The sequence below is a fragment of the Psychrobacter sp. T6-1 genome, from assembly GCF_052258445.1.
In genome coordinates this window covers 1-767 of record NZ_JBQQFC010000663.1, presented here as the reverse complement: position 1 = coordinate 767, position 767 = coordinate 1, and the positions used below count along the sequence as shown (strand labels likewise).

The window sequence follows — 767 nt, the reverse complement described above, 5'->3', positions numbered from 1 at the left end:
GGCATCACCATATCAGAGTTACTTAGAAAAGGTGCGCTTGCTGATATTATGGGCGAAGCTGGCAATCAAAACGTGCAGGGCGAAGAACAAAAAAAGCTCGATGTCTTGGCCAATGATTTACTCTTAGATGCGCTTAGCCAAAACCCTCACTGCGCAGGTGTTGCCTCAGAGGAATTGGATGATGCAACACCTGCCAACGTTGATGGCAGCTTGCTGGTGTTATTTGATCCGTTGGATGGCTCCTCAAACATCGATATCAATATGGCAGTTGGTACGATATTCTCTATTCTCCCTTACTTACGCCCAGGTCATCTCAGTGAAAACAGCGACTTTTTGCAGGCAGGTCATCAGCAGCTAGCAGCAGGTTATCTGCTATATGGTACCTCAACGGTCATGGCTTTGACCATCGACGATAAAGTGGTCATGTTCAGCCTAGATCCAGATACCAACGATTATGTCTTAATAGAAGACAATGTCCAGATTGATGCAGATACCAGTGAGTATGCTATCAACGGCTCAAACTATCGTTACTGGCAAGCGCCTATGCAGCAGTACATTGACGAGCTTATCGCAGGCAAGACTGGGGTGCGAGGACGCGATTTTAATACGCGCTGGGTAGCAGCTATGGTCGGTGATGTGCACCGCATCTTGTGCCGCGGCGGCCTATTTACTTATCCTCTTGATACCAAGGACGCCAAAAAAGCGGGCAAACTACGCTTAATGTACGAAGCCAACCCTATGAGCTTACTGATTGAGCGCGCAGGCGG

Annotated in this window: 1 protein-coding gene; it reads left to right on the top strand. The window is 48.2% G+C overall.

What is annotated here, in order from left to right:
* The coding region (locus tag ACTXGO_RS15255) for a class 1 fructose-bisphosphatase (protein ID WP_443575113.1) at positions 1-767 on the top strand (767 nt) is incomplete at both ends.